Source organism: Pseudoflavonifractor sp. (genome assembly GCF_050943825.1).
GTDB lineage: Bacteria > Bacillota > Clostridia > Oscillospirales > Oscillospiraceae > Pseudoflavonifractor.
Genome location: NZ_JBMNPX010000028.1, coordinates 1 through 25,264, shown reverse-complemented (window position 1 = coordinate 25,264; position 25,264 = coordinate 1). Strand labels below are relative to the sequence as shown.

The 25,264-nt window shown below is 61.4% G+C and carries 19 protein-coding genes; 11 read left to right on the top strand and 8 right to left on the bottom strand.

All coding sequences use genetic code 11. The annotated features are described in order from the left end of the window. Both ACOX7T_RS14315 and ACOX7T_RS14310 read left to right on the top strand, forming a co-directional pair. The coding region (locus ACOX7T_RS14315) for an FAD-dependent oxidoreductase (protein WP_433443976.1) at window positions 1–1,787 on the top strand (1,787 nt) is incomplete at its 5' end. 117 nt (window positions 1,788–1,904) lie between these two features. After that, entirely contained in the window at window positions 1,905–2,588 is a 684-nt protein-coding gene (locus ACOX7T_RS14310) for a YczE/YyaS/YitT family protein (protein ID WP_433443974.1), read from the top strand. A gap of 56 nt (window positions 2,589–2,644) precedes the next feature. Here the strand turns inward: ACOX7T_RS14310 and ACOX7T_RS14305 are convergent, their stop codons facing one another. The 5 genes from ACOX7T_RS14305 to ftsH form a co-directional block, all read right to left on the bottom strand. Further along, on the bottom strand, window positions 2,645–5,002 hold the full coding sequence (locus ACOX7T_RS14305) for a M56 family metallopeptidase (RefSeq protein ID WP_433443972.1): 2,358 nt from the start codon (window positions 5,000–5,002) through the stop codon (window positions 2,645–2,647). Next, entirely contained in the window at window positions 4,999–5,376 is a 378-nt protein-coding gene (locus tag ACOX7T_RS14300) for a BlaI/MecI/CopY family transcriptional regulator (protein WP_006571972.1), read from the bottom strand. Before ACOX7T_RS14300 ends, ACOX7T_RS14305 begins: the two co-directional genes overlap by 4 nt. 123 nt (window positions 5,377–5,499) lie before the next feature. Continuing rightward, the gene (locus ACOX7T_RS14295) at window positions 5,500–6,504 is read right to left on the bottom strand and encodes an ATP-binding protein (RefSeq protein WP_433443969.1); all 1,005 of its coding nucleotides are present in this window, start codon (window positions 6,502–6,504) and stop codon (window positions 5,500–5,502) included. A 3-nt stretch (window positions 6,505–6,507) separates the two neighbouring features. Then, window positions 6,508–7,494, bottom strand: coding sequence for a DnaD domain protein (locus ACOX7T_RS14290; RefSeq protein ID WP_433443967.1), 987 nt, complete (start codon window positions 7,492–7,494; stop codon window positions 6,508–6,510). A 143-nt stretch (window positions 7,495–7,637) separates the two neighbouring features. Further along, window positions 7,638–9,851, bottom strand: coding sequence for an ATP-dependent zinc metalloprotease FtsH (gene ftsH, locus ACOX7T_RS14285; protein WP_433443965.1), 2,214 nt, complete (start codon window positions 9,849–9,851; stop codon window positions 7,638–7,640). Between the two features lie 284 nt (window positions 9,852–10,135). Between ftsH and rlmB the strand changes: the two genes are divergently transcribed. Together rlmB and ACOX7T_RS14275 are read left to right on the top strand one after the other, a co-directional pair. Continuing rightward, complete coding sequence (gene rlmB / locus ACOX7T_RS14280; RefSeq protein ID WP_006571966.1) at window positions 10,136–10,912, top strand: 23S rRNA (guanosine(2251)-2'-O)-methyltransferase RlmB; 777 nt, start codon at window positions 10,136–10,138, stop codon at window positions 10,910–10,912. 36 nt (window positions 10,913–10,948) lie between these two features. Continuing rightward, on the top strand, window positions 10,949–13,228 hold the full coding sequence (locus ACOX7T_RS14275) for a hypothetical protein (RefSeq protein WP_433443963.1): 2,280 nt from the start codon (window positions 10,949–10,951) through the stop codon (window positions 13,226–13,228). 56 nt (window positions 13,229–13,284) lie between these two features. On the opposite strand, the gene ACOX7T_RS14270 is transcribed toward ACOX7T_RS14275, so the two are convergent. Both ACOX7T_RS14270 and ACOX7T_RS14265 read right to left on the bottom strand, forming a co-directional pair. Then, window positions 13,285–14,364 (bottom strand): hypothetical protein, encoded by a 1,080-nt coding sequence (locus ACOX7T_RS14270; protein ID WP_433443961.1) that lies wholly within the window; start codon window positions 14,362–14,364, stop codon window positions 13,285–13,287. Between the two features lie 25 nt (window positions 14,365–14,389). Next, window positions 14,390–16,147 carry an ABC transporter ATP-binding protein gene (locus tag ACOX7T_RS14265; protein ID WP_433443959.1) on the bottom strand — a complete coding sequence of 586 codons (1,758 nt, stop codon included), beginning with the start codon at window positions 16,145–16,147 and terminating at the stop codon, window positions 14,390–14,392. Window positions 16,148–16,544: 397 nt separating this feature from the next. Between ACOX7T_RS14265 and ACOX7T_RS14260 the strand changes: the two genes are divergently transcribed. Both ACOX7T_RS14260 and ACOX7T_RS14255 read left to right on the top strand, forming a co-directional pair. Beyond that, complete coding sequence (locus tag ACOX7T_RS14260) at window positions 16,545–18,671, top strand: bifunctional metallophosphatase/5'-nucleotidase (RefSeq protein WP_433443957.1); 2,127 nt, start codon at window positions 16,545–16,547, stop codon at window positions 18,669–18,671. Window positions 18,672–18,849: 178 nt separating this feature from the next. Further along, window positions 18,850–19,782, top strand: coding sequence for an AEC family transporter (locus ACOX7T_RS14255; protein WP_433443955.1), 933 nt, complete (start codon window positions 18,850–18,852; stop codon window positions 19,780–19,782). A 123-nt stretch (window positions 19,783–19,905) separates the two neighbouring features. On the opposite strand, the gene ACOX7T_RS14250 is transcribed toward ACOX7T_RS14255, so the two are convergent. After that, entirely contained in the window at window positions 19,906–21,492 is a 1,587-nt protein-coding gene (locus ACOX7T_RS14250) for a recombinase family protein (protein ID WP_433443953.1), read from the bottom strand. A gap of 123 nt (window positions 21,493–21,615) precedes the next feature. On the opposite strand from ACOX7T_RS14250, the gene ACOX7T_RS14245 reads away from it, so the two are divergent. From ACOX7T_RS14245 to ACOX7T_RS14225, 5 genes are all read left to right on the top strand, one after another. Then, entirely contained in the window at window positions 21,616–22,362 is a 747-nt protein-coding gene (locus ACOX7T_RS14245) for an SDR family NAD(P)-dependent oxidoreductase (RefSeq protein ID WP_433443951.1), read from the top strand. Between the two features lie 60 nt (window positions 22,363–22,422). Beyond that, entirely contained in the window at window positions 22,423–22,812 is a 390-nt protein-coding gene (locus ACOX7T_RS14240; RefSeq protein ID WP_433443949.1) for a rhodanese-like domain-containing protein, read from the top strand. 71 nt (window positions 22,813–22,883) lie between these two features. Next, a complete protein-coding gene (gene trxA, locus ACOX7T_RS14235) occupies window positions 22,884–23,189 on the top strand; it encodes a thioredoxin (RefSeq protein ID WP_015552811.1) in 306 nt (101 codons plus the stop codon). Between the two features lie 12 nt (window positions 23,190–23,201). Beyond that, window positions 23,202–23,522, top strand: coding sequence for a rhodanese-like domain-containing protein (locus tag ACOX7T_RS14230; protein ID WP_118727699.1), 321 nt, complete (start codon window positions 23,202–23,204; stop codon window positions 23,520–23,522). Window position 23,523: 1 nt separating this feature from the next. After that, complete coding sequence (locus ACOX7T_RS14225; protein ID WP_433443946.1) at window positions 23,524–25,215, top strand: CoA-disulfide reductase; 1,692 nt, start codon at window positions 23,524–23,526, stop codon at window positions 25,213–25,215. The last annotated feature ends 49 nt before the right edge of the window (window positions 25,216–25,264 follow it).

Here is a 25,264-nt window from a genome sequence, read left to right as displayed (position 1 = left end):
CCGGCGTGGACGTGGCCAAGGTCAACGCCCTGAGCGACAACGTGCCCGTCAATCCCCACTACCGCAAGCCCATCAAGCCCCTGCCCAACCGGAAGAACGGCAAGCAGGTGCCCCTGGTGGACTGCTTCGACGCGGGCTGCCGCACCGGCTGCCCCATCCACCAGGATATCCCCGCCTACCTGATGCGGGCCGGTGAGGGCAAGTACGCCGAGGCCCTGGAGATCATCCTCCGCCGCAACGCCCTGCCCTTCATTACCGGCACCATCTGCCCCCACCACTGCGGGGACAAGTGCATGCGCAACTACTACGAGAGCGCCGTGGATATCCGGGGCGTGAAGCTCAAGTGCGCCACCGAGGCCATGGCCGAGGTGCTGCCCACCCTGAAGCCCGCCGCTCCCCAGAGCGGCAAGAAGGTTGCCGTCGTGGGCGGCGGCCCTGCCGGCATTGCTGCCGCCTTCTTCCTGGCCCGTGAGGGCGTGGCTGTCACCGTCTTTGAGCGCAAGGAGTCCCTGGGCGGCATCGTCCGTCACGTGATCCCCGCCTTCCGTATTGGTGACGACGCCATCGACGGCGATATCGCTCTGGCCAAGGCCATGGGCGCCCATTTCCAGACCGGCGTGGAGGTCACCTCCGCCCAGAGCCTGTTTGACCAGGGCTTCACCCACGTCATCTTCGCCACCGGCGCCTGGAAGCCGGGCAACGCCCACCTCCAGTACGGCGAGGCCATGAACGTCATTGCCTTCCTGGAGCAGGCCAAGAAGGCCCCCGACACCCTGAAGCTGGGTGCCAATGTGGTGGTGGTCGGCGGCGGCAACACCGCCATGGACGCCGCCCGTGCCGCTAAGCGCATCCCCGGCGTGGAGAACGTCCGGCTGGTGTACCGCCGCGACCAGCGGAACATGCCCGCCGACGAGGAAGAGCTCCACATGGCCATCGACGACGGCGTGGAGTTCATGGAGCTGCTCTCTCCCGTGGGCGTGAAGGACGGCGTGCTCACCTGCTCCGTCATGGAGCTGGGCGAGCGTGACGCCTCCGGCCGACGCAGCCCGGTGGACACCGGCCGCACCGTTGAGGTGCCCGCCGACACCGTCATCACCGCCGTGGGTGAGCACGTGGACGACGCCCTGTTCGCCGCCAACGGCGTGGCCCTGGACAGGAAGGGCCGTCCCGTGGTCAACGAGACCATGGCCACCGGCGTGGCCAATGTGTACGCCGTGGGCGACGCCCGCCGCGGTCCCGCCACCGTGGTGGAGGCCATTGCCGACGCCACCGCCGCCGCTCAGGCCATCGCGGACATGAATCCCGACCTCTGCGTGGACAAGAACGTCCACCCCGACTACAACAAGCCTCTGTCCAAGCACGGCGACCTGCGCACCGAGACCGCCTGCCCCGACACCCGCTGCCTGGGCTGCTCCACCGTGTGCGAGACCTGTACCGAGGTCTGCCCCAACCGGGCCAACATCCACGTCACCGTGCCCGGCAAGCGGATGCGTCAGATTGTCCACGTGGACGGCATGTGCAACGAGTGCGGCAACTGCGCCGTCTTCTGCCCCTACGAGAGCCGTCCCTACAAGGACAAGTTCACCCTGTTCTGGAGCCGCGAGGACTTTGACAACAGCACCAACGACGGCTGGCTGCCCCACGGCGGCAGCTCCGGCGTGTGCACCGTCCGTCTGGGCGGCATGGTCAAGGACTACGACGTCACCGACCCCGCCTGCGGTCTGTATGAGGACCTGCGGCAGCTAATTCTGGCCGTCCGCAAGGATTACGGCTATCTGGTAAAGTAAGACCGGAACAACAAGCGCGCAACCCAAACCAGGGGCTCTGGGCGTCCGTGCCCAGAGCCCCTGTTACAGGTGCCGTTTCCAATCCCGGGCAAAAATGAGAAAATGAGGCGAGACATCATGTCAAAAACAGAGACCTGCAAGCGTTACCTCATGTTCCTGGTGGGTGTGCTGGTGTGTGCTACCGGCATCTCCTTCATCACCCGGGCGGGACTGGGCACCTCCCCTATCTCCTCCACTCCCTTCGTGCTCAGCCTGATTACGCCCCCTGTCACCGTGGCGGGACACACAGTGGCCATCACCATGGGGGTGTACACCTTCGCATTCAATATGCTCTTTCTGGTGGGCGAGGCGCTGCTGGTGCGGCGCTTCACCTGGAAGCAGGCCCTCCAGATCCCTGCCACCATCTTCTTCAGCCTGTGCATGGATGAGGCTCTCTCCCTCATTCCATCCCAGTACGGCGGCCCCTATCCCATGAGCGTGCTCTACCTGGCCATCGGCTGCGTGGTTATGTCTCTGGGCATCACCCTGGAGGTGCTTGCCGACGTGATCATGCTCCCCGGCGAGGCCTTCGTCCGGGCCCTGAGCCGGAAGAGCAAGGGCCAGTTCGGCAACGTGAAGGTCATCTTTGACAGCACCCTCACGGTCATTGCCGCCATCATCGCCCTCTTCGCCTTCCACAAGCTCAACGGCGTCCGGGAGGGCACCGTCATCTCCGCCCTGCTGGTGGGCCAGCTGGTGAAGCTCTTCACCAAAAAGCTGTCCTTCCTGAAGAAGCTGTTTGGGGAAAAACAGAGCGCATAACAATGCAAAACGGCCGGGGCCGCTGCAAATGCAGCGGCCCCGGCGCTTTATTGGGTTCAGCCTGTGAAGCCTCCGTTGCTCACCCAGTTGTCCCCCTGCTTCTCCATGCCCCGGAACAGCCCCCAACCATACCAGCCGGTATAGGGGCCGTCCTCAATCTCCCAGAGGCCGCTGCCCGCCTGATAGGGTGCCGTGTACAGGTTGGGCACCTGAAGGGCCAGTTCCTGGATAAAGACAAAGCTGTCCTCCACTCCCGGATCGGGGGCGTAGTAGTCGCCAGAGGCGGGCAGGTTCGCGCTGTACACCTGGGCATCCAGCACCGCGTACTGGCTGTCCGGCTCCAGATTCCGCAGGTTCTCCGCCAGCTGCTCGCTCCACACCCAGGCCACCAGGGCAAAGTCCTGATGGGCCGGGTCGTCATCCACCGGCGGGATGTCGTACTTGTCCCTGGCCTCCTCCAGCATCTCGGGCGTGACAGCAAAGGAAAGGGCCGCTTCATACTCGGATCTGTCGTACCAATTCCGGATTGTGTTGCCCGTATCATAGTACTCCTGGCCGTCGGACTGGGCGTAGTACCAGATATCCCTGCCGCCGGTGTGCCAGCGGACCAGGCCGCTGCCCTGGTAGAATTTCATGTAGTCCCCGTCATCGCCGATAGCGGGCTGGCTGACGGCGTCGGCCGGTTCGCTGGAAGCGCTGAGGTAGATGGCCGCGTCACACTCCGGCTCCTCCGCAGGTGCATCCACATAGCTCCAGTCCAGCCATTCCAGCCAGCCGGAGGTGATGCCATACTCCGGGCGGGCCATGATAGTCTTGCGTGTAGTTTCCCCGCCGCTGTGCCGCTCCAGTGTCAGAGCAACGGTGTTGTCCTCCGCCAGAATCTCATTCAACGCCTGCACGATGGCCGTGGAGGCGGCAGGCCTAGTGCCGGTCTCCCGGCTTCCGCCCCGGTCGGCCAGATAGTCACTGCCCCCTCTGGAGCTAAAACCGCTTACATGGAATGTATCCGTAACAAAATTCAGAAGCACCCAATTGATATCCAGGTCCGCCCAGGGGCTGCCGGTGCTGCCCGTCTCGTCGGCCTGGGCCTGACACTGGGCGTAAAACTCCTCAGCGGGCAGGTCGGTGTCGGGCAGGACAAAATGCCGCTCTCCCTTGTCGTCGTACCACCGCTCCACGCACCAGATGCCCCCCTCGCCCTGGGTCACGGGCTGGGCAAGGACGATGGTATAGGTTCGTGCGGTGCTCTCGTCAAATTCCGAGCCGTCGGCGGGGGCGTCGGGGTAGTAGGTCACATCCCGGTGGATGCCGGTGTAGCTGAAATCGTCCACCAGCACAGCGGAGTTGTCCGGCTCCGTGGGGGACGGGCTGGGGCTCTGAATGTCTCCGGTGGGGGAGGGCTCCGGTGTTTCCTCCGTCTGTGCGCCGGTGAAGGTGCACCCCACCGCCACCGCCACAACGACCAGGGCTGCCGCCAGCACTCCCACCGCCCGCTGGGGCTTCTTTGCAATGAGGGCAATCCTCTCCCGCAGCCCTCTGGCTCCCGAGGACATGGTGGTGGCTGTCCGCAGCAGCTCGGTGGGGTTGGAGCCGGTGGTCACCAGGGACAGCAGGGTGCGGCCGTAGGCCGTCCGCTCCCCCTCACCCAGCAGCTTGATGGCCCCCTCGTCGCAGGACAGCTCACAGTCCCGCCGGGACAGAGCCGCTGCCAGCCACACCAGAGGGTTGAACCAGTAGAGGGCCAGGCAGAGGCACCGAATCAATGCCCAGAACTGGTCGCCCTGGCGGCGGTGGGTCAGCTCATGGGCCAGGATGTGCTTCAGTCCAGGTCCCTCGGTGGGACAGTCCGGAGTCAGATAGATGCCGGGCCGCACCAGCCCGGACAGGCAGGGGGACGGCGCGCCGGCGGACACATACACCGGCAGAGGACAGTCCACACCGGCCAGAGGCCGGGCAGAGCGCACCAGCCTGCGCCGGAACACCAGATTACTCAACAGGAACCAGCAGCCCACCACGACCGCGCCCGCCAGCCACACCCAGCGGAGGACTGTGCCCGGGTCAACGCCCGGCTCCGTGGGCTGAATTTGGGCTGTGTCCCCGCTCTGGGGCTGGGACGGCGTGGTTACCGTGCCAGTCTGGGCCGGAGGATTCTCGCCAGTAATGTTCTGAATCTGGCCTGTCCCGATGGGAAGCTGCTGCTCTGTGCGGCTGATTTGGATGGTCTCCGTCACCGGCTCCACTGCGTTCATCACGCTCACCGGGCTGCTGACAAAGCTCACCGGCACCAGCAGCCGGACTGCCACCAGCAGCCACAGGGCGTACTGCACCCGCTGGCTGATTTTCCCCCGCAGCACCAGCCGCAGCAGGGCGATGACCACGATGAGCACAGATGAGGTCACCAGAATTTCCGTCATGTCTGCTCCTCCTCTCCCTGGTCCAGCAGGGCCTGGAGCTCCTTCAGCTCCTCCTTGGAGATACGGCGGTTTTGCAGCAGGGTGCTCACCATGAGGCCCACGCTGCCGTGGTATACCCGTGAGAGCAGGGACTCGGTCTCGGCGACGGCGGCCTCCTCCCGGGCAATGGCCGGGTAGAACACCTTGGCCCGTCCCTCCTGCTCCGCCCGGATGAGGCCCTTGTCCTCCATCCGGCGCACCACTGTGGACACGGTGCTCTTGGCCCATCCGGCGCTCTCACCCAGGGCACGCACCAGCTCCATCAGAGTGGCCGGCGCCTTCCAAAGCTCCTCCATCACCCGCCACTCTCCGGCGGACAGATTCACCCGCTCCATATTCCTTCCTCCTTTTTGGTCTACTCTTGTAAACCCAATGTACCATATCGGTCTACACATGTCAACCATTCACAAAACAAAAACCGCGTTCCTGCAGAAGTTCTGCAGGAACGCGGTCGATTGTCAGCTTCTCTGCTTGCGCAGCAGGCGGATATCCTCCCCGAAGAAGGGGAGCACCCGGTATTCTCCCTCCAGCCGGGAGGCAATCTGAGGGGCGTACCGCCGCCGCACGTCCTCCATGGACAGGTTGGAGGAGATAACGGTCCGCCGGTCGGCGGTGAGGCGGCTGTTGATAAGGGTGTACAGGGCGGACTGAACAAAGGGGGTGGTCATCTCGCTGCCCAGGTCGTCCAGAATCAGCAGGTCGCAGGACAGGTAGCGCCGGGTCTCGTCCCGGGCCTCCCGGGTGTCATCCGCGTCCCGGGAGAACTTCTTGTCCTCAAACCGGGAGAAGATGTTCACCGCCGTGTCGTACACCACGGAGAACCCGTTCTCCGACACGGTGCGGGCAATGCAGGCGGACAGGAAGGTCTTGCCCAGCCCGGGCGCACCGGACAGGAACAGGTTGTTGAAGTAGAAGCGGCCGAACTTCTGGGCGTAGTTGAGGCAGATCTCGTAGACCATCTCCATGTTCTCCCGGGGGGAGATGCCGCTGCCCCGCCAGGGGGAGGGAGAGTACACGTCCAGAGAGAAGGTGTCGAAGGACTGCTCCCCCAGGTCCAGCAGCTTGGACAGCTCCTTGATCTGCTCCTGGGCGCACAGGCTCTTCAGGCAGTCGCACATCACCGCCCCACGCCAGCCGGTGTCATTGCACTTGGAGCAGGCGGGCTTGTCGTCCAGGGCGTCGGCGGGGTAGCCGTGGGCCACCAGCAGCTCGGCCCGCTCGGCCTGGAGGTCCAGGTTCTTGTCCCGGATCACCCCGATGGCGGGCACCGGGTCGTTGCCCTGCCGGAGGGAGGCGGCGATGATGTCCACAATGGTGCGGCGCAGCTGCCGGTCAATCTCCGCCACCCGGGGGATGGCGGCGTAAATCTCCCTCCTGCGGGCGTTCTGCTGGTCCTCACGGCGGCGGCGCTGGTCCTCCAGCCGCTCGTTGGCCCGGCGGAGTACATTCTGTTCATAGGCCATGGCTCAGTTCCCTCCCTGTTCCGACTTCTGGCGGGCCAGAAAGTCCTTCATCCACTGGATGTCGCCGGTCATGTGGCCCGCGTCCCGGTCGGCTCCCGGCCCGGCGGGTGCGGGGGCGTTGGGCGCGGGTCCCTGGGGCCGCATGGGGGCCGCGTCCCCGGTTTCAATCTCCGCCGGGGTGTGGAGCCCCTTCTGGTGCCAGGAGCGGAGAATGGAGTTCATATAGGGCCAGCTCATGGCCTGCTTTTTCAGCACGGTACGCTCGTAGGCCATGCGGATGACCTCGTCCCCGAAGCCCATGTCGGTCCAGGCGGCGATATACTTCCGCTCTCCGTCCACTGCGGGACGGCCGGTGATGCCCAGCAGAGCGAGCACCTGGCCCTCCCGGGTACGCAGCGACCCCTGTCGCTTGATGTAGGAGTCGGCGGCCTCGGCGGTGTCCACCCCCAGGCGGCGCCACACAAAGGCCTCCTTGCGGATCTGGCTCATGCGGGGCTTGCGGCCGGAGCCGTATTTCCGCTCCATCTCCTCCACGCACCAGCTCACCAGCAGGCAGATGACCTCCGCCGGCAGGGCCAGGAAGTCGTAGAGGGTGTAGAGGGTCTTCAAATCGGCGGTGGAGAGAATCTTGCCCAGCCGCCGCTGAACCTCCCCCACCAGGGCGGGGAAGGGGGAATTCTGGTCGTCCAGCTCCCGGGCGATGTCCTCGGCGGTGTACTCCGGCGGCTCCTCCTGGAGCGGCTGGGGCGGCGCGACCTGGGGCATGGCGGGGGCCAGGCCCTTGCCCGAGAGCACATCCCAGGCGGCGGTGAGCCGCCCGCCGTCCCACCGGAGGGCGTTCCCCGCCTCCTCCAGAGAGGCTGCGCCGTTCTTTCGCAGCAAATAGAGGTAGAGCAGGGCCGCGTCCCCACTGCCCGACGCAATGAGCCGGTCCGCCGCCTCGGCGGGCATGGCCACCACGCCGCCGGGAAGAAAGAGATTCGCCGCCATGCAATCACCTCCAGAAAAGCTTGTCCAAATCGGTACCCTATATTGTACATGAAACCGGCGGGAAGGTAAACAGGGAATGTGGGCGGACGCTGGAAAACGGACAGAGGCCGGACCAACCGGCCCGGCCTCTGGATCATACGGTATCAGTGGGGCAGCTCGCCGTCTCCGTCGGAGCGGGGCTTGCCCTCGGGGGGAATCTCGCTGTTCCCGGCGGAGCTGTCCTCGGTGGTGCCCGGCATGGGGATCACGTCGGGGGTCTTGACCTCCTTGGCAGCCCGGCGGGCCTCCTCCCGCTCCAGCATGGCGGCATAGTTGTCCGCCTGGGCGGGGTCCCGGCCCTCCAGAATGGCGATCATCTCCGCGCCGGTGATGGTCTCCTTCTCCAGCAGGTAGGCCACCACCTTGTCCATGTCCTCCCGGTTGTCCCGGATGACCTGGACGGCCTTGTTGTAGCACTCCTCCAGGATGTCGTGGACAGCGGCGTCCACCTCGGCGGCAGTGTTCTGGGCGCAGTCCATGCCGTACCCGCCGTCCAGATACTGGCTGCGGCGGGAGGCCAGGCCCATCATGCCGAAGCGGTCGCTCATGCCGTAGAGGGTGACCATGCTGCGGGCCACGCCAGTGGCGTCCTGGATATCCTGGGACGCGCCGTTGGTCATGGTGTTCAGCACCACCTGCTCGGCGGCACGGCCGCCCATGGACACGGTAATCTTGGCCAGCAGCTCGTCCTTGGTGCGCAGCTCGGTCTTGTCCTCCTCGGGCATGAGGAGGGTGTAGCCCAGAGCGCCCTGGGTGTGGGGCACGATGGTGATCTTCTGCACCGGCTCGGAGTTCTTCTGCTTGTAGGCCACCATGGCGTGGCCCACCTCGTGGTAGGCCACCAGCTTCTTCTCGAACTCGGTGAGCACGCTGCCCTTTTTCTCGGTACCGGCGATGACCAGCTCAAAGGCAGTGAGCAGGTCCTGCTGGTTGACGGCCTTGCGGCCCATACGCACGGCCCGGAGGGCGGCCTCGTTGACCAGGTTGGCCAAGTCGGCGCCCACGGTGCCCGCGGTGGCGATGGCGATCTTCTTCAGGTCCACGTCCTCGGCCAGACGGATGTTGCGGGTGTGGACCTGGAGGGTGGCCAGACGGCCGGCCAGGTTGGGCCGGTCCACGATGATCCGGCGGTCGAACCGGCCGGGACGGAGCAGGGCCTGGTCCAGCACCTCGGGCCGGTTGGTGGCAGCCAGAAGGATGACGCCCTTGGTGGGGTCAAAGCCGTCCATCTCCGCCAGCAGCTGGTTCAGGGTCTGCTCCCGCTCGTCGTTGCCGCCGGAGAAGCGGTCGTTGCGGCTCTTGCCGATGGTGTCAATCTCGTCGATGAACACGATGCAGGGGGCCATCTTGCTGGCCTCCTTGAACAGGTCACGGACACGGCTGGCGCCCACGCCCACGTACATCTCCACGAAGTCGGAGCCGGAGATGGAGAAGAAGGGCACGTTGGCCTCGCCTGCCACTGCCTTGGCCAGCAGGGTCTTACCGGTGCCCGGAGGGCCCACCAGCAGAGCGCCCTTGGGCAGCTTGGCGCCGATTTCGGTGTACTTCTGGGGGTTGTGGAGGAAGTCGATGATCTCCACCAGGCTCTCCTTGGCCTCGTCCTGACCGGCCACATCCTTGAAGGTGACGCCGGTCTTTTTCTCCACGTACACCTTGGCGTTGGCCTTGCCCACGCCGCCCAGGCCGCCGCCGCCCATCTTGCTGGACATGAAGCGGAACAGGAACACCATGGCCACTACCATGATGACAAAGGGCAGGACCATCTGCACCAGTGCGCTGAGGATGACGGTGCTGCTGCTGACCACGGCGGTGCCGTACTCCACATTGTGCTCATCCAGCAGGTCGATGATGGAGAAGTCGTTGAAGGGAGGCGCGGTGATGGCGGAGGTATACACGCTCTTCTGCTGGGGCATCAGAGTGAGCCCGCCGGTCTGCTGGGTGGTCTGTGCCGCGCTCTGGCTCTCGCTGGGCTGAGGGGGCGTCCAGTCCTGGGCCGGGGCCTCCCCGGTGGACAGGTCGATGATGATCACGTCCCCGCCCTTCTCCTGCTGGACGGCGCCCAGGCCGTCCTTCAGGTCGACGACCAGCTGGTTGCTCTGGACATCCACGCTCTCCACATAGTCCTGCCGCACCCACTCCCGGAAGGTGGAGTAGGGGATCTCCACATGGTCCGACCCCTCGAAGAGGGAGAAGGCGGACTGGAGCAGCAGCGTGAGGATCAGCGCCCAGAGGATGATGGAGATGAGGCCCACAAGATTTTTCTTGTTGTTGGGTCCCCCTCCGTTCTGGTTGTTGCGTTTCTGATTATCGGGCTTCAACACTTTGCCCTCCTTGTTTTCTAATCCTGCACCCCTGAGGGGCGAAAGCAAGATATTTCTATATTGAAACTGTGTGTCATTGTACCACAGACAACTATGAATTACAAGGAAGCCGCCGGCGGAAAGGTGTAAACTTTCTATGAAGTGGCGGAATTTTACAGGAATAGCCTTCCTGTCTGTCCGGGGGATTTTTTGTCTGACAGGGATTTTTGTCTTTTTCTCCACATGGGAATGTGCTATACTGTTTTTATCTATGGACTGACGAAAGAAAGGCTGGATATGCCATGCGAGAGCAGAAGGACCGCAGAAGAGAGCCGGAGGCCGAGGCCGACGGCATGATTGAGGGCCGCAACGCGGTCATCGAGGCCCTCCGGGCGGGTACGCCCATCGACAAGATTTTCCTGGCCAGGGGTGAGACCGACGCCACCCTGGGCCATATTGCCTCCTCCGCACGGGAGAAGGGCATTGTGGTGGTGGAGGCCGACCGGCGGAAGCTGGACGGCATGAGCCGCACCCATGCCCACCAGGGCGTCATCGCCATGGCCGCCGTGCGGGAGTACGCCACCGTTGACGACATCCTCAACGCCGCCCGTGAGAAGGGTGAGCCCCCTCTCATCGTGGTGTGCGACGAGCTGAGCGACCCCCACAACCTGGGCGCGGTCATCCGTACCGCCGAGTGCGCAGGCGCCCACGGCGTCATCATCCCCAAGCGCCGCTCCGCCGGCCTCACCGCCGTGGTGGCCAAGACCTCCGCGGGCGCGGTGTCCTATGTGCCGGTGGCCCGGGTGCCCAACCTGACCGCCCTCCTGAAGGAGCTGAAGGACGAGGGCCTGTGGATCTTTGGCACCGCCGCCGACGGAAACACCACCCTCTACGACGCCGACCTGAAGGGCCCCGCCGCCATTGTCATCGGCAGTGAGGGGGACGGCATGGGCCGTCTGGTGTCAGAGCAGTGCGACTTCAAGGTCAGCATTCCCATGAAGGGCAAGCTCAATTCCCTCAACGCCAGCGCCGCCGCGGCCATTCTGCTGTACGAGGCGGTGCGCCAGCGGGGACTGTAAGCCCCAACCACACCCCAGAAAAAGGACGAGGGCCCTATGCCGAAGGATCGGGACGACGAACTGAATAGACATGGCGGTCCCACACCGGAGTTCACCCTGGAGGAGATTCTGGCCGAGTACCGGGACCGCCGTGAGAGTGGTCTGGACGACGACACCATCCCCCTGCCTGTCATCCCCCAGAAGGACCTGCCCCCGGAGCACCGGGCGGGCAGGCGGAAGGGGACGGGCAACAATGTGGTGCGCTTTCCCGGAAAAAAGGGCCGTCCTGCCCCGCCCCCCGAAGAGGAGCCGGAGGAGGACGGCGAGGAGGAGACGGTGACCCGCTTCCCTGGTACGCCTCCCAAGTCCGCCCGGCCGGATGAGCCCGAAGAGGAGCCGCCGGTTGCCGGGGATGAGGACGATGCCGGGGACGGCGACGTCCCCGAGGACAGCGTGGAGCCGGACGATGGGGACGAGACTCCGCCTGAAGCCGAATCCCCCAAGGCCTTCTTCTCCGCCCGGCTGGACGCCCTGCGCCGGAAGGCGGATGACTACGCCGACCACATGTTTGAGGAAGAGGGCATCGAGGACGACGAGGAGGTCCGCCGGGCGGAGAAGTATCTCCCCGGCGTGGACCGGGAGGAGGAGCGCCCTCCCTTCCGCATCCGGCCGCCCCGGCGGGTCATCCCTCCCGCCCCCGACATTCCCCCGGCAGAGCTGTTCAAGCGGTACGGCCGGGGGCTCAAGTTTCTGCGGATGCGCACCACTATGGTGCTGCTGCTGTCCCTGCCGCTGATCTACCTCACCCTGGCCCCCTTCTTCCGCATGCCTCTGCCCGGTATGCTCTCCAGCTCCTATGAGCTCCAGGTGTACACCCTGGCGGGCATGCTGGGAGGCGCCATGCTGCTGGGCATTGATGTGCTGCTGCGGGGCCTGTTCCAGCTGCTGCGGCTCCAGATGGGGATGGATACCCTGGTGTCCTTCTCCTGCATCGCCACCATGGCCGACGCACTCACCATGATCGCTCTGGGCGGCCGGGAAGGAGAGCTGCCCTACTGCGCCGTGTCCGCCCTGGCTCTGGGTCTGACCATGTGGGGCACGGTGCTCAAGCGGCAGGGCCAGCGCAGTGCCTGCCGCACCGCCGCCTCAGCCCATGAGCCCTATCTGGTCACCCTGGATTCGGGCAAGTGGAACGGCCGGGAGGCCTATACCAAGTGGTCGGGGGACCCGGCGGGCTTCGGCAGCCAGATCCAGGGCGCGGACGGCGCCCAGCGGATCTTCCGGGTCACTGCCCCGCTGATTTTCATCGCCTCCTTCCTCTTTTCCCTTCTCTCCTCTCTGGGCCGGCAGCGGCCCGAGCTGCTTCTCTGGTGCCTGTCCGCCACCCTCACTGCCGGTGCCTCCTTCTCGGCGGCGCTGTGCTTCGGGATGCCCTGGAACAGCCTGTGCCGCCGTCTGTCCGGCGTGGGCGCCGCCATCGCCGGCTGGGACGGCGTGGCCGGAGGCAACGGTGCGGGGATTCTTCTCACCGACACCGACCTCTTTCCCCCCGGCTCAGTGGCTCTCAACGGCATCAAAATCTTCGGCAATTTCTCGGTGGAGAAGGTGGTGGCCGTCACCGCCACCCTCATCCGGGACTCGGGCAGCGGCCTGGACAAGATTTTCCACGACCTGCTCCGCTCCCAGGGGGCCATCTACCGCCGCTGCTCCGCCTTTGAGCGGTGCGAGGGCGGTCTGGCCGCCGACATTCGGGGCGAGCAGATTCTGGTGGGCTCGGCGGCCTTCATGCACCTGATGGAGGTGGCCCTGCCCCAGGGTCTCAACGTGAAAAACGCGGTGTTCTGCGCCATCGACGGAGAGCTGGCCGGGCTGTTCGCCCTGAACTACAACCTCCACGGTGCGGTGCGGCCCGCCCTCACCGCCCTTATCCGCAACAAAATCGGCCCGGTGCTGTGCACCCGGGATTTTAACCTGATTCCCGCCATGCTCCGCCAGCGGTTCAAGCTGCCGGTGGAGAAGATGGAGTTCCCCGAGATGGTGCGGCGGACCGAGCTGTCCGACCCGGACCAGGAGCACAGCGACACCCTGTCCGCTGTCCTCTGCCGGGAGGGTCTGGGACCCTTCTCCGAGGCAGTGGTGGGCGGCCGCAGGCTGCGGCAGGCGGTGCGGGGCAGCGCGGCCCTGGCCTCCGTTGGCTCAGCCATCGGCGTGCTGCTGGCCTTCTACCTCACCTTTGTGCAGTCCTACAGCTCCCTCTCCCCCGCCAACCTGCTGATCTTCATGGTCATGTGGCTGGTGCCCACCCTGCTCATCTCGGGCTGGGTCAACCGGTATTGATACGCAAAAAAGTCCCCTGCAAGCCGCTCGATACGGTTTGCAGGGGACTTTTATTGTCATGTAAGGCCCAGGCAGGCGCGGATCTCCTGCCGGAGGGACACCATCTGGGGGTAGTCGAAGAAGAAGTTCAGCTTCTGCTCCCACACCGCGTCTCCCGGCTGGGGCTCGTCCTGGAGGACAAAGTAGGTAAAGCTCTCGGCAATGTCCTCCGACGGGCTGCTGGAGGCGTAGTCGGTGACAAAGTCGTCCTCATGGCGGAGGAAGAAGTTGTAGGTGTCCATGTCGGACAGGCGGTCGTCCAGGTAATCGGCCCAGAACCGCTGGTAGAAGTCGTCCAGGTAGGACCCCTCATAGGCCACCATCCCCTCCTCGTTGTAGGTGGAGGCGGTCTGCCGGGCGGTGTACTTCACCTGCTCGTTGTTGAGGGTCAGGTAGTGGCTGTACTCGTGGAGCACGGTCTCCACAAACATCTCCCCGTCCCCGGCGTCCGCCGGGTCCACGGCGATCTCCCACTTTTTCCCCGCATCGTCCGCCTGCTGGACATAGGCCAGGGTCTCATACTCCCCGTCGGTGAACACGATGAAGCGGGTGAAGTCCTCCCAGGCGTCCGCCGGGAGCATGGCGGTCATCTGGTCCCACAGGGCCTGGTAATCCGCCGCAGTATACCCCTCCTGGCTGGCGCCCTTGCCGGGCAGCGCCTGGCTGCTCTCAATCTCCCCGCCGGAGGTGATGTCAAAGACGGCCAGGGTCCGCTCCTGCGGGTAGCTGTACCCCCAAGTGCCGCCGTCGCCGATATAGCGGATGGTGTACTCCTCGTAGAGGTCGTTGAGCTTGTCCACAAGCCGCTGCTCCTGGGTGGATTTCTCCCCCTTGTCCTTCTCCAGCCGCTCCTGGCGGAGGGGCCAGAGCTGCTCCATCAGGTCCAGGCAGGCGGCGTACTCCTCCTCCGTCACCCGGCCGGACAGCAGGCCCAGCTGGGCGTCCACCCGGGCGCTGGCGGCGGCACTCTCCTCCTCGGTAAGCTCACGGGGCCGTCCGCCCACACCGGCAAAGCCGCCGGAGGCCGCTTCATCTCCACAGCCGGACAGGAGCAGCAGGGTCAGCAGCAGGACGGCAATTGGTCTGAATTTCTGCACAGCATACACCTCCGTGGTGGAAAACTCAGCTCTCCCGGCCGGCCTTCTGGGCGTTCCACAGCCGGGCGTACTCCCCGCCGGCGGCCAGGAGCTCCTGGTGGGTGCCTTCTTCTTTGATGCCCGCGCCGTCAATGACGATAATGCGGGAGGCGGAGCGGATGGTGGACAGCCGGTGGGCGATGATGAGGGTGGTTCGGCCCTCGGCCAGGGCGTCAAAGGCGGACTGGATGTGGTCCTCGGTGACGGAATCCAGGGCGGAGGTGGCCTCGTCCAGGATGAGGATAGGCGGGTTTTTCAGGAAAATACGGGCAATGGACACCCGCTGCTTCTGGCCGCCGGACAGCATGACGCCCCGCTCGCCCACCTGGGTCTGGAAGCCGTCGGGCATGTCCAGGATGTCGTCGTAAATCTCGGCCAGCTTTGCCGCCGCCACAATCTCTGCCTCGGTGGCGTCGGGGCGGCCGTAGCGGATGTTGTCGTAGATGGTGCCCGCGAAGAGGAACACGTCCTGCTGGACAATGCCTATGTTCTCCCGCAGGGAGTGCTGCTTCAGGGTGCGCACGTCGTGTCCATCCACCAGGATGCGGCCCTCGGTCACGTCGTAGAACCGGGGGATGAGCTGGCACAGGGTGGACTTGCCGCCGCCGGAGGGGCCCACCACCGCCACCGTCTCGCCGGGGCGGACGTGGAGGTTCACGTGGGAGAGCACGTCCTCGGCGGAGGACTCGTACCGGAAGGTCACGTCGTCCACCAGGATGTCGCCCTTCACATCGGTCAGGTCGGCGGCGTCGGGGGCGTCCTGAATCTCAGGCTCCACCTCCATCAGCTCCACAAACCGCTTGAAGCCCGCCATGCCCTGCATGAACTGCTCCACAAAGGCGGACAGCTTGCGGATGGGGGTAATAAAGGTGGTGACATAGAGGGAGAAGGCAGTCAGATCGGCCAGGTCCATCTTTCCCTGCATGATGAGCATGCCGCCGAAGGCGATCACAAGCACGCTCATCATGCCCATGGCCAGCTCCAGGCCGGACTGGTAGGTGGCCATGGCCTGGTAATAGCCCCGCTTGGCGGTGCGGAACTGGTCGTTGGCGGCGGCAAACTTGGCGCTCTCGGCGTCCTCATTGGCAAAGGCCTTGGCGGTGCGCATGCCGGAGATGGAGGACTCCACCTCGCCGTTGATGCCGGCCAGCTTGGCCTTCACCTCGGTGGAACAGCGCATCATCCGCTTGCGCTGGAAGATGGTGAACAGGGCGAAGAGAGGCACCACCGCGAATACGATGAGGGCCAGCTCCCACCGGATGGTGAGCATAATGCAGAAGGCGCCCACCAGGGTGACGGAGGAGATGAACAGGTCCTCGGGACCGTGGTGAGCCAGCTCGGTGATCTCAAAGAGGTCGCCGGTGACACGGCTCATAAGCTGGCCGGTGCGGTTCTTGTCGTAGAAGGAGAAGGACAGGTCCTGCATGTGGCCGAACAGGTCCCGGCGGATATCCGCCTCCATCCGCACGCCCAGCAGATGGCCCCAGTAGGTGACGATGTAGTAGAACACGCCCTTGAGCACGTAGGCGGCGGCCAGCACGGCCATGACGGTGAAGAAGGTGACAAACAGCTTCTGGGGCAGCAGCTCCTTCATGGCCAGCCGGGAGAAATAGGGGAAGGCCAGATCCACAATGCAGATGAACAGGGCACAGACCATGTCCAGGGCAAAGAGCTTCCAGTGGGGACGGTAGTAAGAGGCAAAAATGCGGAGATAACCCCGCTTGCCTTGACGCTTGGAGGACAACGCGATTCTTCCTTTCTCTTTTCAGATACGGAATCAGTATACCGACTTTTCGCTTCTCTTGTCAACGCCGTGGGGGTGAAACAGCCGCCAAAAGGGAGAAATTCCGTCTCAATTCCCACCGGCAGTTGAAAAAACAGGGGGGATATTGGTGTGTATGTGGGAATAAAGCAGTACGTGCCGCCGTCGCAATCCGGGCCGCTGTGGCGGAGCTTTTTCTCCGATATTCTGCATGGTGATTGACCATCTGACCCGGGAGTCCCGGACCGTCTGAGCCCCTGCCGTAAATTTTGCACAAAACTCCTCACTTGTCCATTGCAGATAATATACAAAACATCTACAATGGTGAAAGAACAGACCGCAGGGTCTGAAAAGAGAATGAAGTGAAGGAGCGATGCACATGAAACAGCGCAGAAGCGGCGTCCGCACCCTGCTGGCCAGCCTGCTGGCCGCGGCCATGCTGGTCTCCCTGGTTCCCGCGGCCCTGGCCGCCGAGACCGGCGAGACCCACATCACCATCATCGGCACCTCGGACACCCACGGCAACATCTGGGGCTACTCCTATGAGGACATGAAGGAGAGCACCGGTGACGGTCTGGCCCGTGTGTCCACCTACGTCAACCAGGTGCGGGCCGAGAACCCCAACACCATCCTGGTGGACGCCGGCGACACCATCCAGGGCACCATCATGACCGACGACCTCTACTCCAAGGACACTGCCAACCACCCCGTCCCCGCCGCGCTGAACTACATGAAGTACGACGTCTGGACCCTGGGCAACCATGAGTTCAACTTCGGCGTGGACAAGCTCCAGTCCATCATTGACCAGGCCGACATGCCCGTGCTGGCCGCCAACATCAAGAACGCCGACGGCAGCTACTTCACCGGCGCCGGCTACACCATCGTGGAGCGGGGCGGCGTGAATGTGGCCATCATCGGCGTGGACACCCCCAACATTCCCCGCTGGGACGGCACCAAGCAGGGCGTTGACCAGCTGACCTTTGAGCCCATGGCCGACGCTGTGGCCGAGTGCATCAAGGAGATCGGCGACAAGGCCGACGTGATCATGGTCTCCGCCCACGCAGGCCTGGAGGCTGAGTACTCCACCGACGGCTCCGACGCCGCCAAGACCATTCTGGAGAAGTGCCCCGAGGTGGACGTGCTCCAGATGGGCCACACCCACACCACCTACATCAACAACGACACCATCCCCGTGGGCGAGGCCAAGAACAACGCCGGCGAGGTGGTGCGCTATGACCTGACCCTCAACGCCGACAAGGAGATCACCTCCGCCACCGTGGAGACCGTCTCCATGAAGGACGTGGAGCCCGACCAGAACCTGCGCAACGTGGCCGCCATCAAGACCGCCCAGGAGAAGACCGTGTCCTTCATCCAGGACAACGTGCTGGGCCATGCCGCCGCTGACTTCCAGCCCGTCAACGAGATCAACGGCCTGCCTGAGGGCCGCCTGCAGGACACCGCCGTCATCGACCTCATCGGCACCGTACAGCTGGAGAATTCCGGCGCTGACGTGACCGCCGTGGCCCTGTTCAAGGACACCAGCGACCTGAAGAAGGGCGACCTGAACTACGGCAACATGTTCGACATCTACAAGTTCCCCAACGTGCTCTACACCGTGAAGGTCACCGGCGCGGAGATGAAGGCCTACATGGAGTGGGCCGCCGAGTGCTGGAACCAGTGGCAGCCCGGCGACATCAACATCTCCTTCAACCCCGACAAGCCCGGCTACCTCCACGACCACTTCATCGGCCTGAACTATGAGGTCAACCTGTCCAAGCCCGCCGGTCAGCGGATTGAGAACGTGACCTTCAAGGGCGAGCCTCTGGCCGACGACCAGATCCTCACCCTGTGCGTCAACGACTACCGCTACACCGGCCTGAAGAACGAGGGCATTATCTCCGGCGAGAAGGAGTGGGAGTCCTCCGCCTCCGTGCGCGACATGCTGGTGGCCTATCTGGCCGAGCATGACCCCCTGGAGCCCGTGGTGGACAACAACTGGAAGATCACCGGTGTGGACCTGCAGAAGGACAACCCGGAGCGGGCCGCCTACATCGAGAAGATCAACGCCGGCGAGCTGGCCACCCCCTACAACAAGAGCATCAACCTGAACGAGGCCAACAACGTGGTGGTCAACGGCAAGCTGTACTCCGCCGCTGAGCTGGAAGGCTTCTACCGCCTGCGTGACCTGGCCACCGCCTTTGCCGGCACCACCGCCGGCTTCAACGTGGAGTGGGTCAACGGTCAGGTGGTCATCACCACCGGCGCTCCCTACACCGCCGAGGCTCTGCCCGCCGTCACTGTCCCCGCCTTTGAGGCCACCGGCTACATCACCGTCCTGGTGGACGGCAAGCCGGTGGAGGTGGCCTCCGAGCTGTACCAGGGCCACTTCTACGTCCCCGTCGGCGCCATCGACGCCCTGCTGGGCATCCAGGTAGCCCAGGCGGACGGCGTGATCAGCCTCACCGCCGACAAGGCCGCCGACGCCGGCAACGGCAACGCCGGTTAATTCCATCTGTCTGTCTCCATCTGAGCGGGCGGGGATTGTTCCCCGCCCGCTCTTTTTGCCCTGAACCTTCCCAAAAGGGCAGCCCAAGGCCCTTGCATCCGCACCTCTGGCGGATTATAATAAGTTTTACTGCTTTTCCTTGGAATAGGAAATTCTGTATGGATGTGAGGTTCCTGGCATGTGGGATATCTTCAACAATCTGCTGGTGGTGGCGGGACAGGTGGTCACCCTCTTCCTGCTGATGGGCGTGGGCTTTTTCCTGTTCAAGAAGAGCCGCCTCTCCTCTGAGACCCTGGGGCAGCTGTCCTTCCTGCTGCTGTACATTGTCATCCCCTGCGTTATCATCGACTCCCTGCAGGTGGAGCCCGACGAGGCCCTGCTGCGGAATATGCTGCTCATGTTCCTCCTCACTGCAGGATACTATGTGGTGTTCGGCTCCCTGCTGCCCCTGCTGTACCGCTCCAGTCCGGACGACACAAAAGCCGTGCTCCGGTTCGGCACCCTATACGCCAACAACGGCTTTATGGGCATCCCTCTGCTCCAGGCGGTGCTGGGCCCCGCCACCGCCATCTTCGCCGTGGTGGCCACCGTCACCTTTAATATCTCCCAGTGGACTCACGGCGTCATCCTCATGAGCGGACAAAAGCGGCTCTCCCTCCATCAGGCCCTGATCAATCCGGGTACCGTGGGTCTGGGCGTGGGTCTGGTACTCTTTCTCAGCGGGCTGCGGCTTCCCTCCATGGTGGGCAACGCGGTGGGCTTCCTGGCCGACCTGAACACCCCTCTGGCCATGGTGGTCATCGGCGGCCAGATGGCCCGCACCAACCTGGCCAGCACCTTCCGGCGGCCCGACCTGTACGCCGTGTCCCTTCTGAAGCTGGTGGCCATCCCCACTGTCACCGCTCTGGTGCTCCTGCCCTTCCACCTGCCGCCCCTGGTGTACTGCTCCATGGTCATTCTGGCCGGCACCCCCACCGCCGGCACCAGCAGCATCCTGGCCCAGCAGTTTGGCCGGGACGCAGGCTCCGCCGCCCAGATGGTCACCCTGTCCACCCTGCTCTCCGTCATTACCCTGCCGGTGGTGGCGGTAGCGGCCAATCTGCTGTCCTGAACAACAAAAATGCCGCCGGAGTTCTCCGGCGTTCCATAGGGACAATTTATGAACCTACCCGTATAACTTAATATTTGTTCCTGTGGAGGGAGGCTGTGTTTCGGCACAGCCTCCCTTTTCTGCTCATGCGACCTCGTTTGGGATTTCTTCTGCCACGGAATCCGCCATGTTCTGAGGCAGTTCATCCACCAGGCCGATGTCACGATAGTAGATGCGTACCTCCTGCGGTGCTGTGCGGGAGTATTTCTCCGCACGCTCACCGACCTCCACTCGCTTGATGAAGATGCGCAGGATCTCAGCAGTCAGCTCCGGGATCTCGCTGTATCGCTTGGCATTCTCAATGAACCGGGCAATATTGGAGCTGGAGTCTTTCAGTTCCTGAAGCCTTACGTCCATGGCAGGGAGCTGTTCCTGGATCTCTTTCTGCTCGGCGGTGTACTCCTGAGACAGGATGCGATACTGCTCGTCCGGGATGCGTCCAAGTACACTGTCCTCGTAGAGCCGTTTGAACAGCTTCGTCAGCTCGGCCTGGCGCTTCTGCATGGTGTCGATCTTCTTTTGGAGCATAGCGATCTCCTGCTGTGCCTCCTTGCCCTGCTTCTTGCGGATATGCTCTGCAAACCGCAGCTCATTCTGACGAGCGAAGTGTGTGACGCGGCGAATGTCATCCAACAGGATAGCATTAAGCTCTTGTTCCCGGATATAATGAGCGGAGCACACATCTTTGCCTTTCTTTTTGTAGGTGGAGCACATGAAGTTATTTTTTACCGCATCCATGGTGTGTGCTCGGTGCAGTACCATGGTGCCCCCACAGTCCAGGCAGTAGACCAGCCCGGAGAAGATATTCTGCTCGGCCATGTTGGCTCTGCGCCGCTTATGCTTGCGGATATCCTGTACGATCTCCCAGGTCTGTCGCGAAATAAGAGCCTCATGCGTATTCTCAAAGCGGAGCTGCTCAGACTCTGGACGCTCAATGCGCTTCTTGTTCTTGAAGGACAGGGTGGTGGATTTCAGGTTGATGGTGTGGCCCAGGTAGGTTTCATCCTCCAGAATGCCAGCGACGGTGTTGGTGGACCAGTTGTATGGCTGGGTGATATCCACTCCGGTCAGCTCCACTCCGTGCTTCTGGTAGTAGGAGTATCCAGGCGTTGGGATTTTGTCTTTCTTGAGCTGCTTTGCGATCTGGGCAGGACCCTTTCCGGAAACACAGAGGTCAAAGATGTAACGCACCACCGGAGCAGTCTCAGGATCAGGCACCATGTGCCGTTTGGGATCTGCCGGGTCCTTCATATACCCATAGCGGGGACGGGAGGAAACTCTGGCGCCAGTCTCAGCCTTAAGACGAACCACGGAGCGGCCCTTCTTGCTGCAGTCTTTGGCATAGAACTCGTTCATCAGATTCCGGAAGGGCGTGAAGTCATTGGTGGACTCGTACAGGCTGTCCACACCGTCATTGACGGCGATAAAGCGCACACCATAGCTCGGGAAGATGAGTTCCGTGTACTGACCCACCTGAAGGTACTCACGGCCCAATCGGGACATGTCCTTGACGATCAGTGTTTCCACCTGACCGTTTTCCATCAGCTCCATGACATGCTGCCAGCCCGGGCGGTTGAAATTCGTTCCAGAGTAACCGTCGTCATACAGGAAGAGGGTGTTGGTGAATCCTTTCTCAGCTGCATACTTCTCCAACAGAAGCTTCTGAGACAAGATTTGTCAAGGGTAGTTTCTGCTAAAATGATTTTTTCCAAAAACAGTAAGTGTGATTTTATCACGGAGAGTACCACCGAAACAGGTTATACTACGAGTACAAAAACACAAGGAGGCATTCTTATGAGACTGAAAGATAAAGTTGCAATCATCACCGGAGGGAGCCGCGGCATTGGCTACGCTACCGCAGATAAATTTTTGAAGGAAGGCGCTACCGTAATCCTGACCGCAAGTTCGCAAGGTTCTGCTGACAAAGCAGTTGCGCAGCTGAAAGAAAAATACCCTAATGCAACAGTTGCGGGAATCAGCCCCAACCTGTCCAATTTGGAATCTGTCCGCAATGCGTTCCGAGAAGCTGCCTCGAAATACGGTTGCATTGATATTCTGGTGAACAATGCCGGTGTATCCGAAAGTACTCCCTTTACCGAGTATACGGAAGAAACCTTTGATAAGGTGATGGATCTGAATGTAAAAGGCGTGTTCAATGCTACAAGAGCCGCCAGTGAGTGCATGATTGCAAAAGGGCAAGGTGTTATTCTCTCCACCTCCTCAATGGTCAGCATTTACGGCCAGCCCAGTGGCTTTGCATATCCCGCATCCAAATTTGCTGTCAATGGCCTGACGGTTTCCCTTGCCCGGGAATTGGGTCCGAAGGGTATTCGAGTGAATGCAGTCGCTCCCGGGATTACCTTGACCGATATGATGAAGGCTGTTCCCAAGGAGGTAATTGATCCGCTCATCAAGCAGATCCCCCTGCGCCGCCTGGGTCAGCCGGAGGATATTGCCAATGCATTTGTGTTCCTGGCATCTGACGAAGCATCCTATATCACGGGTGTTGTGCTCAGTGTAGACGGAATGGCAAGAACATAAAAATCGGAAACAGGGCAGCTGGAAACGGCTGCCCTATCTTCAAAATATGGAGGTATGCACATGAAAAGAATCATTCCTATTTTAATGGCTTTACTGCTTTTGTCGGGTTGTGCAACACAATCCACTGAAAAAACCTATCGACAGATTACTATGGAGGAAGCTGTTACGATGATGGAGGAGGAAACCGGATACACCATCCTTGATGTCCGGACTGCTCAGGAATATAGTGAAAAGCACATTCCAGGTGCGATTAATATTGCCAACGAATCCATCGGCACAGAGGACATTCCAGAGCTGCCGGATAAAGATCAGTTGATTCTGGTATACTGCCGCAGCGGTAATCGGAGTAAGCAGGCATCTGAAAAGCTGGTAAAACTGGGCTACACCAATATCGTTGAAATCGGCGGTATTAATAGTTGGCCCGGTGAAACCGTCGCCGGCGATAAGTGACAAAATCACGGAAAAAGCAACGACTACTGGATATACTAAAGCCATAAAAAAGAAAACAGGAGGACTTAAATATGTCTGCTATCAATGTAAATAAAAACAATTTCAATCAAGAGGTTTTGAACTCGGACAAGCCCGTCCTGATGGATTTTTGGGCTCCCTGGTGTGGTCCTTGCCGCATGGTAGTTCCTCTGGTAGAGGAAATTGCCGAGGAGCGCTCCGATATCAAGGTTGTTAAAATTAATGTGGATGAGGAACAGGAACTGGCTATGCAGTTTGGTGTGATGAGCATTCCCACTCTGGTGGTTATGAAGAACGGCAAAGTCGTAAATCAGGCCACCGGTGCCAGACCTAAGGCTCAGATTCTCGCCATGCTGTAAGGAGGTGCAAAGATGGGATTTTTTGATTTCCTGAAAGGCCCTGACATCAATCAGGGCGTCAAAGAATATAGCGTTACGGATGGCGCAGTCCTGCTGGATGTTCGCACCCCTGACGAATACCGGCAGGGGCATATCCCCGGAAGTAAGAATGTTCCTTTGCAGTCCATTGACAAAGTAACCGTCATGATTAACAATAAAGCTACCCCCATCTTTGTACACTGTCTCAGTGGCGCAAGAAGCCGTCAGGCAGCTGCTATTTTGCAGCAGATGGGTTATACCAATGTGAAAAACATAGGCGGAATTTCCGCTTATGCAGGAAAGGTGGAACGCTAATATGAAAGTTGTTATTGTAGGTGGTGTGGCTGGCGGTGCTACCGCTGCCGCCCGTATTCGCAGACTAAATGAGCAGGCAGAAATTGTGGTTTTTGAGCGGTCAAAGTTTATTTCCTATGCCAACTGCGGTCTGCCTTACTATATCGGAGATGTAATTACCGATCCGGAAGATCTGACCCTCCAGACACCGGAGAGCTTCTTCTCCCGGTTCCGTGTGAACATGAAGGTACGCCATGAGGTCACGGCTATCCATCCTGACAAAAAGACCGTTTCCGTCAAGAATCTGCAAACCGGGGAGAAATTCGAGGAAAGCTATGACAAGCTGATTCTCTCTCCCGGTGCCAAGCCTACCCAGCCTCGCCTTCCCGGTGTGGGCCTGGATAAGCTGTTTACCCTGCGCACTGTGGAGGACACCTTCCGCATCAAAGACTACATTAACAAAAACAATCCCAAATCCGCTGTACTGGCAGGCGGTGGCTTCATTGGATTGGAACTGGCAGAGAACCTGCGGGAGTTAGGGATGGATGTTACCATCGTCCAGCGTCCGAAACAGCTTATGAATCCCTTTGATTCCGATATGGCTGCTTTTATACACAATGAAATGCGCAAGCACGGTGTTAAGCTGGCACTGGGTCATACCGTGGAAGGGTTTGCGGAAGTGGGCGGAGGCGTGGATGTGCTGCTGAAAGACGAACAGCCTCTCCATGCGGATATGGTAATCCTGGCCATTGGTGTTTCTCCCGAAACCACCCTTGCAAAAGATGCCGGGTTAGAGCTGGGCATTAAAGGAAGTATTGTGGTCAATGACCGGATGGAAACTTCCGTTTCCGACATCTATGCCGTGGGCGATGCGGTGCAGGTGAAGCACTTCGTCACCGGGCAGGATGCTCTGATTTCTCTGGCAGGCCCTGCCAATAAACAGGGACGAATTGTTGCGGACAACATCTGCGGCGGAGACAGCCGGTATACCGGCTCTCAGGGCAGCAGTGTCATCAAGGTCTTTGACATGACCGCCGCCACCACCGGTGTGAATGAGACCAACGCCAGAAAAGCAGGGCTGGATGTTGATACGGTTATCCTGTCGCCTATGAGCCATGCGGGCTACTACCCCGGTGGGAAGGTCATGACCATGAAAGTGGTATTTGAGAAAGAAACCTACCGCCTTCTGGGTGCTCAGATCGTGGGCTATAAAGGGGTGGACAAGCGGATTGATGTGCTGGCTACCGCTATCCGGGCAGGAATGAAAGCCACAGAACTGAAGGATCTGGATCTGGCCTACGCACCGCCTTATTCCTCCGCCAAAGACCCGGTAAACATGGCGGGCTTTATGATTGAGAATATCGCAAAAGGTGTTCTGAAACAGTGGCATCTGGAAGAAGCATATAATCTTCCTCATGACCGAAGTGTAACTCTGTTGGACACCCGCACTGTGGAAGAGTTCACACACGGACACATTGACGGTTTCTTAAATATCCCAGTGGACGAGCTGCGAGAGCGGTTGGATGAACTGGACAAGCATAAGCCTGTCTACGTCATTTGCCAGAGCGGCTTGCGCAGCTACATTGCCTGTCGCATCCTGGCCGGAAACGGATTTGACTGCTATAACTTCTCCGGCGGCTTCCGGTTCTATGATGCTGTGACCAATGATCGCTGCCTCATTGAATCCGCCACCGCCTGCGGTATGGACAAATAACAATAACCCCTTCTCAGATTCCACAGGAAATGAGAAGGGGTTATCCTTT

Coding starts and splice junctions, on each gene's coding strand:
- ACOX7T_RS14310 (WP_433443974.1), top strand. CDS start 1,905: ATGTCAAAAACAGAGACCTGCAAGCGTTACCTCATGTTCCTGGTGGGT.
- ACOX7T_RS14305 (WP_433443972.1), bottom strand. CDS start 5,002: ATGACGGAAATTCTGGTGACCTCATCTGTGCTCATCGTGGTCATCGCC.
- ACOX7T_RS14300 (WP_006571972.1), bottom strand. CDS start 5,376: ATGGAGCGGGTGAATCTGTCCGCCGGAGAGTGGCGGGTGATGGAGGAG.
- ACOX7T_RS14295 (WP_433443969.1), bottom strand. CDS start 6,504: ATGGCCTATGAACAGAATGTACTCCGCCGGGCCAACGAGCGGCTGGAG.
- ACOX7T_RS14290 (WP_433443967.1), bottom strand. CDS start 7,494: ATGGCGGCGAATCTCTTTCTTCCCGGCGGCGTGGTGGCCATGCCCGCC.
- rlmB (WP_006571966.1), top strand. CDS start 10,136: ATGCGAGAGCAGAAGGACCGCAGAAGAGAGCCGGAGGCCGAGGCCGAC.
- ACOX7T_RS14275 (WP_433443963.1), top strand. CDS start 10,949: ATGCCGAAGGATCGGGACGACGAACTGAATAGACATGGCGGTCCCACA.
- ACOX7T_RS14260 (WP_433443957.1), top strand. CDS start 16,545: ATGAAACAGCGCAGAAGCGGCGTCCGCACCCTGCTGGCCAGCCTGCTG.
- ACOX7T_RS14255 (WP_433443955.1), top strand. CDS start 18,850: ATGTGGGATATCTTCAACAATCTGCTGGTGGTGGCGGGACAGGTGGTC.
- ACOX7T_RS14245 (WP_433443951.1), top strand. CDS start 21,616: ATGAGACTGAAAGATAAAGTTGCAATCATCACCGGAGGGAGCCGCGGC.
- ACOX7T_RS14240 (WP_433443949.1), top strand. CDS start 22,423: ATGAAAAGAATCATTCCTATTTTAATGGCTTTACTGCTTTTGTCGGGT.
- trxA (WP_015552811.1), top strand. CDS start 22,884: ATGTCTGCTATCAATGTAAATAAAAACAATTTCAATCAAGAGGTTTTG.
- ACOX7T_RS14230 (WP_118727699.1), top strand. CDS start 23,202: ATGGGATTTTTTGATTTCCTGAAAGGCCCTGACATCAATCAGGGCGTC.
- ACOX7T_RS14225 (WP_433443946.1), top strand. CDS start 23,524: ATGAAAGTTGTTATTGTAGGTGGTGTGGCTGGCGGTGCTACCGCTGCC.